Genomic DNA, 7,182 nt, shown 5'->3' with positions numbered 1-7,182 from the left:
AGATTCTTGCAGCTCCCCATTTTATTTTCTTCTTAAATTGAGGATAATAGATTCAATTTCTTTTATAACCTTAGTATTGGTAAGGGTTTTAGCACCTCTTGACTCATGTGACATTCCTTGTTCTCCTTCTCCTTTATACCTTTTATCCATCGTTGAAGTGTTGATCTTGCAATTCCACAGCGTAATGCCGTCTTGTTACAGACCCTGATTCTAAATAGAGTTTAAGCCAATCTTTACGAGCCTTGAATTTCTGTTGCTGTTTAGTCAAAGATTTAAACTTTACACCATAAACTTAAGTCATTTTATAGCTGGTCTATTGATACTTTACTGTTGAAGTATCTAAAGTACTTGATATTATACAATCTTTTATTTCATATATTGAAATATATACCTATTAGAACGAGGCCTATCTAATTTTCACATAATACATCGGAAAATTTGCAAGGCAAAGATACGGTCATCATAGGCAGACCAAACCTTTTTTTGTTGTTAATGTCTTTATTAAAATAAAAAATATCTTTATATTTAAAAGCATTAATACTTTCCAAATATTAAATATGGAATAGATAATGAAAAACATATCCTGTTAATGAAGGTATGTACATCGAAGAATTTATTTCAAACTAACTTTATTCTTAATTTAGTAAAAGAGAAAAGATGCCATGTAGCATCCTTTCCTTAATTTTATTATTATTCTTGAAGTTATTATCTTTGAATTGTTGTTTTTAACACTATAAAATTTTTAGATAATAAATTATAAAAATAAATGAAGTGATATAAAAATTTATTATTCTTTAAGGAATTTTTTACGAACTGTCTTGCTATTATCGTTGACGACAATTATGTATACCCCATTGGTTAATTTACTGACATTTAGCTGATTATTCAGTAAAACTCCATCAGCAATAAGCTGCCCCACTACGTTGTAAATTTTATAATTTGCATTTTTGCTGATATTTTTTACATTTAATATCGACCGTACAGGATTAGGATAAATTAAAACATCGTTTTGATCAATAGGATTGTAAACCTGCTTCTTGGAAATCCTAACAGAATAATCTTCCACCTCACCATTTTCAAAATCAACACAATTCACAGGAACTCCATCTCTTTGCATAGCAATCCTCATTATTACATATTTATAATCTGTCATACTTACAAAAGCATCAATAGGAACATTGAATTTGCCGGATACGAGACTTGATTTATTGGGCGGTGAGTAAAAAACTCTTTCATTAATATCGAAATCACCATTTCTATTGAAATCAATCCAAACAGCAATACCTTCATTACGAACTGTTCCTACCCATTTCTTTTCAATACTGATTTCATTATCTACAGACCCCTGAATCAAATCGATAAATGTCTCTGGATTATTAGAATAATCTGTATATGTAGAAGCTCCGGAAGCATTTACCATTATTTTTTTTCCACTTGGTTTCACTGTTACTTTAGAAATATACTCTTCTTCCGAGCTTTCAGAAGACATTTCGCAGTAAGTTACTGTGGGAGTAGTAAAGTAATAAGGTGGAGTGAAAATTCCGCCAGTTCCATTACAAACATTTACTACCTGCATTTCATACTTTGTCAGTTCAGTCAATCCAGCTAAAGTGTAGAAATTTGTAGTAAGCGGAATGTTTGTCCAGCTCGGTATTCCGACTTTTCTATAACGTAAAATATAACTCGCTCCCGGAAAAGGATCCCACAATATTTCGGCAGAATTAGGTAATAACTGAGTAATAGATAGGCCTGTAGGAGGAAGATCACAGTTTTTTTCAGTTGTAAAAACAACTGGGTTTGAATATGAATTCCATGTAGTTTCACCAACGCATTGACTAGCAATTTGAACTTCGTATGCTGTATATGGAGCAAGATTACCCAATATATAAGTATTATTTGGAGGCAAAGGAAGATTTATTTCCTGATTAGGCCATCCAGAAACTCCCGTTTTTCGCCAACGCATTTTATAAGATGTTCCTGATACAGCTGGCGACCAATTAATCACAGCAGAATTCACTGTAATATTTCCTAATGTAATAGAAGGAGGAGTCGAATCGCATCTGGTTTTAAATGTCTTAACTGGTGTAAAGCTTCCAACAGAAAGTCCACAGTTTGCAGCAACCCGTATTTCATAGAGCGTAGATGGCAATAAATTATTTAAGGTGTAGGATGAATTAGTAGTATAAATATTTGTCCATGTAGGACCTCCTATTACTCTATATTGCAAAAGAGAAGTAAGACTATTAGCAGCAGCAGTCCACTGTACAATAGCAGAATTATGAGTAATGGTATGCACAATAAGCCCAGTTGGGGTATTGGTATCGCATGGTCTCAGCTTCACCGCATAATCTTCTACTTCACCATTTGTGATATTCTGACAGATTACAGGCCCATTTGTTTTACGCAATGCTACTCTCATTCTTGTAGTTAAAGGACCCGAATAAGCATTTGCAGGCACTGCAAATAATTCTGTTACCGGTGTTGCATTACCTGCCGCAGAAACTAAAATTATCTCAGAGTTATCAAATTGCCCATCTCTGTTAAAATCAATCCAAGCTTTAATTGCAGTATTACTTGCTGCACCCAACCATCCTTTTGATACGGAAATTTTATTATTTACTGAACCAATTTCCAATGTAATTAATGTATTAGGCGCGGTATAGTTGGTATAATTATTTTGTAAAGAATTATTGTTCATTTCTGGTAATCCGGGATTCACAGGAGTCACAGTTACATTCGAAATATGTTCGTTCATCCCTGTACCTGTCATTGGACAATATGATAGTATCGGTGTTGTAAATTGTTGAGATGCAGAAAATGATCCCATATTTCCATTACATATTGTTGCAACCTGAAATTCATATTGAGTATCTTCTGTTAAACCTGAAATTGTATGATAATTTCCTGGAGGCAGAACTGGGTTAATAGTTGTCCAGATAGGAGTACCAACTTTTCTATATCTCAATACATATGTAGCACCAGTAGTTGCCAACCATGATAGATTTGCCGAACTAATCGTAAGACTGCTAATACTGATATTAGATGGAGCAGCGGCTGTGCATCCTGCCAATTCTATAATTTTTACAGCATAGTCTTCTACCTCTCCATTAATAAAGGCACCACATGGGTTAGAATTATTAGTATCCCTCAATATTACACGCATCCGTGTTGTAAGTGGACCAATGTAAGCACCAGCAGGAACTTGAAATGATGCATTTACAGGAGTTATTTGGCTATTGCTTGTATTCAAAATTTTTTCAGAAATCTCAAATATTCCATTCTTATTAAAATCTATCCAAACACTTGCTGCTTTGTTACTCATAGCTCCGGACCATGATTTTCCAACTGAAATATTGTTATTGCTGGTATTCCTAACCAAAGTTATTAATTTTGTAGCATCGGCTGAATAGTCTGTATATGTGTCAGCCCCTGAATTATTACTCATAATATATGAATTTGTCCCTGCTATTGTTACATTAGAAATATATCCATTAGAAGTATTACTAGAAGTAGCTGCACAATATGGAGTCATAAAAGTAATGATAGAAGAAAAATTACCTGTAACCCCAGAACATATGTTAGCAATCTGAATTTCATAATATGTTCCTGCAGATAGTCCAGATAATACTACCGTATTGGTAGTTGGATTGGGGCTAACAACTGTCCAGACTGTATTGCCTACTAAGCGGTATCGTACTATATACGATGCATTAAATGATGAATTCCAAATAATTGTTGCAGTAGTTTGTGTAATATTGGTTACTGAGACCCCTCCTGGCGGATTAGATGTGCATATAGGCAGTGTACTTATAGGTGCACTTCCGACAGCGTAAAAAACATTATTAATAGCACTTATTCTAATTTTAGCTGTTCCTCCTACAATAAGGGGAAATGAACTAAAATCCAAGGATTCTGTTCCATCATTTGGTGTAGAAGCCGACACCACATTCCAAGTTAACCCATTATCAGTTGTAAAGTCGATCTTTACATTAGCAGTATTATAAGGTGTTAAATTGGTATTTGCAACATCCCAAACTACATTGCTGGGGCCATTATTATAAATTGTAGTTGAATTCACTTTAAAAGGTCCATTATTACCAACAATAATGCTTTGGGTTGCTGATCTTGTCTGTTGTTGATTGGCAGCGGGGTTATTATCTCTGACTGTAATTGCAAAATTAGTTGTTCTCGGCACTGTAGAAACAGCTTCCCAACCATTAGAGTCATGAAGGATACCTGCTAGTACTGAAGATAGCTTCGGAAAATAACGAGTGGGACTATTTGACGGGATCATCGACCTGAATGATGCTCCTTCACTTGTATTTCCTAAATTAATATTATCTATGGGTACTGCCCCCATTTGATCTATTTGCTCCCAAGTATATGTCATAGGATCATTTTCTGCGTCTGTGACAGAAGCCGTTAATACAAAAGCTGTTTCTTTAGGAATAGTATAATTTGGTAATGCTGCAATTACCGGAGGTGTATTTACTACAGGAGTTTCTATATCACAAGTCCTTGCTGTCAAAACAGCATGTACTTGATCTATGGTTCCTTTCATAAAATATGCATCGCTGTTCGGTTGTATATCAAATGTACCTCCAGCTGAAGGAGATGTGGATGCATTTGCATTTGCAATACCTGCATATGCCATAATCGTTGATCCTGAGCCGGGTTCCCATTGTACTGGCGCACCTTGGTTCTCATATGAAAAAGTATGATTACCCCCCAATTGGTGTCCCATTTCATGAGCAACAAAATCAACATCGAAAGTATCTCCCTGAGGAATTCCATTTGCAGGAGATGTATATGCTGAACCTTTCCCATTACCTGAATTCGGAACAGTTGCATCAAGACAAACACAGCCAATACATCCGGCCATTCCTCCTCCTCCTGATTGTCCAAATAGATGTCCTATATCATAGTTAGTATTACCTACGTTTGTTTCAAGAATATTTTTCAACTGAAGACTCCAGCCATTAGGATTTGTAAATGGATTCCCTCCCATTCCGATAGCTGGATCTGAATATGGATCGGTAGCCGGATTAGTGTAAATCAGATTGGGATAGTTCTGTAAATTTAAATGAACAGCAAAGTCTTTTTCAAAAATTCCATTAACTCTGGTAAGTGTAGCGTTAATAGCAGTTAATGCTCCTGCTACAGTTCCCCCGTGAAATTGTGTATACTCACCCGTAACAGACATAGCCAATCTAAGTGTTCTGTATTTACGATCGGAAGATTTAGCAAAATCGGTCGGTTGATTTTGAAATGACTTTCCTCTCTTATAAAGATTCTCTATTTCAGCCTTATCATGCTCATGCCCTTCAGTTGAGCAAACAAAACCAGATTTTCCATTACTTGTTTTTGGATAAACTCTGTAAATTGTTTTTGTAGCATTACCAGGCTCAATAAATTCATATCCGCCATCTTTTATAATCATGGATTGAAAATCGTTTGGAGCCAAACTGAAACGCACATATTTAGAGGGATCATCTATCCCCGTTCCAACATATGAACCTAATTGAAACTGGTTTGCTAGTTCTTTTACTACAACCGGTAAGCTGTATATAGAAAATCGCTCAATTTTACCAGCCAAGGTGGGCAGATTTATAATAACAGGTTTTGAAGTTTTTCCTGGTTCTTGTGCCCCTGTTAACTGAGATTTTAGTAATGAAATGTCTAAATAAAAATGGCGGTCAGTTTGAAGACCATCTTTAAGTAGTTTAGTATTAGGTTCCGAGGGAATCCACTGCGAGTGAAAAAATGTGAACAAAAAAATAAAAAATAACGAAGTTAAAATTTTCTTCATAATTACTTTTCTTATTATTTAATTTAATTACAAATTGAACAAAATATTATCTTAAGTTGATATATTCTTTATACGTCTTGGGATTTATCAAGAAAAATATAGAATTAGCTATTTGGGAGGCATCGAATTAGTCTCATAAAAAAATGATAATGAATAATGTATTTATTATTTCAATTTGAGATTTCTCTTTTTCTTTACATTCTGTCCGCCCATAAATAACAAACATTAATATAGAGAGTTATTAATTTTATAAGCCGTTTTTATGTTTAATAACGTATAATTACATGCAAAATACTATTTATGCTTACTGATATCTATCTAGTAATTTCCAGATTTTCAGACATTTCTTTTAAATCTTGTATTAATTTTTGATTTTTATCTGTATCAATATTTGCATTAATCAAAATAATTCTACCATTATTGGTTTCGAAATCAATTGAGACTACAGCAAAAACTCCAGGATCACTTCCAGTATGCATTAACCTACCTTTTTTATTGTACTTCCAAACATTGCCTGATTTGAAAGACTTTTATCTACATTAGCTGGAAAATTCATTTCATCAAATCTTTTTTTAAAGATTGTCTTGTACGATTCTTTATTAAGAATTTTTGATTTGCTATTATGACAGTTTATAATTTCTTTTACATACCTTATTAAATCATCCAAAGAAGTTTTTAAACTGCCGTCGGGATATATTATTGAGGTATAATCCTTTATAGTTTTATCATCGTTCATTAAATTTTTATAAAATGGAAAATTCGACGTATTTATCTCATACAGCTTAGCATAGTCTTTGGATTTATTCTCATCAAAGAACCAGTGTGTGTTTTGTAATGAAAGACGACTGAAAATATATTTATAGGTAAATTCAGCAAATGATATTCCAGATTTCAGTTCAACAAGATAAGCAGCGAGATCCGACGCTATATTTGAATAATTATATTTATTTCCTACTCTGGATTTTCCAAAATTAACCACATTAAAGTCTTTCCCATTTTTATACAAACAATTTTTTAGAAACACACCCATAGAAATACTAAGCTTTGTTGCAAGCTCATAACTATTTATAAATGTTGATTGGTTGTCAACTATTCCCGAAGTGTGTGTAAACAAATGCTTAATTCTGATTGTGTCATTAGGATAGTGTGGATTAACAATTTTGAATGGTAAAATATCATTAATAGGTGTCTCAACATCGAAATATGCCATTTCAATTGCTTTAGCTAAAGAAAGAGCAATTACTGTTTTACTTACTGATGCTATTGGCATAATAGTCCTTTCTGTAAAAGGAATTTTATTTTTAATATCAGAGAATCCGTATGCTTTTGAAAAAAATAAAGAAAACCAAATCAACTTATTGATCATATATACA

At 33.6% G+C, this 7,182-nt stretch carries 4 protein-coding genes; all 4 read right to left on the bottom strand.

The genetic code is table 11. The features are described 5' to 3' along the window. Positions 1–21 precede the first annotated feature (21 nt). The 4 genes from BLW74_RS22815 to BLW74_RS22045 all read right to left on the bottom strand — a co-directional run bounded on the left by BLW74_RS22815 (position 22) and on the right by BLW74_RS22045 (position 7,175). Complete coding sequence (locus tag BLW74_RS22815) at positions 22–150, bottom strand: hypothetical protein (RefSeq protein ID WP_262487329.1); 129 nt, start codon at positions 148–150, stop codon at positions 22–24. Between the two features lie 637 nt (positions 151–787). Continuing rightward, positions 788–5,809 (bottom strand): GEVED domain-containing protein, encoded by a 5,022-nt coding sequence (locus BLW74_RS22050; protein WP_089697088.1) that lies wholly within the window; start codon positions 5,807–5,809, stop codon positions 788–790. 314 nt (positions 5,810–6,123) lie between these two features. Beyond that, a complete protein-coding gene (locus tag BLW74_RS22595; protein WP_167358491.1) occupies positions 6,124–6,288 on the bottom strand; it encodes a hypothetical protein in 165 nt (54 codons plus the stop codon). Beyond that, positions 6,288–7,175, bottom strand: a complete 888-nt coding sequence (locus BLW74_RS22045; RefSeq protein WP_167358490.1) for a serine hydrolase domain-containing protein — start codon at positions 7,173–7,175, stop codon at positions 6,288–6,290. The genes BLW74_RS22595 and BLW74_RS22045 overlap by 1 nt, the downstream gene beginning before the upstream one ends. Positions 7,176–7,182: the final 7 nt, after the last annotated feature.

Source organism: Chryseobacterium culicis, from assembly GCF_900108365.1.
GTDB lineage: Bacteria > Bacteroidota > Bacteroidia > Flavobacteriales > Weeksellaceae > Chryseobacterium > Chryseobacterium culicis.
Note: the sequence above shows the minus strand (reverse complement) of the source record. Positions and strands in the feature narration are given on the sequence as shown.

Excerpts from the sequence above, each read along its gene's own strand:
- BLW74_RS22050 (WP_089697088.1), bottom strand. The coding sequence starts at position 5,809 with ATGAAGAAAATTTTAACTTCGTTATTTTTTATTTTTTTGTTCACATTT.
- BLW74_RS22045 (WP_167358490.1), bottom strand. The coding sequence starts at position 7,175 with ATGATCAATAAGTTGATTTGGTTTTCTTTATTTTTTTCAAAAGCATAC.
- BLW74_RS22595 (WP_167358491.1), bottom strand. The coding sequence starts at position 6,288 with ATGCATACTGGAAGTGATCCTGGAGTTTTTGCTGTAGTCTCAATTGAT.
- BLW74_RS22815 (WP_262487329.1), bottom strand. The coding sequence starts at position 150 with ATGGATAAAAGGTATAAAGGAGAAGGAGAACAAGGAATGTCACATGAG.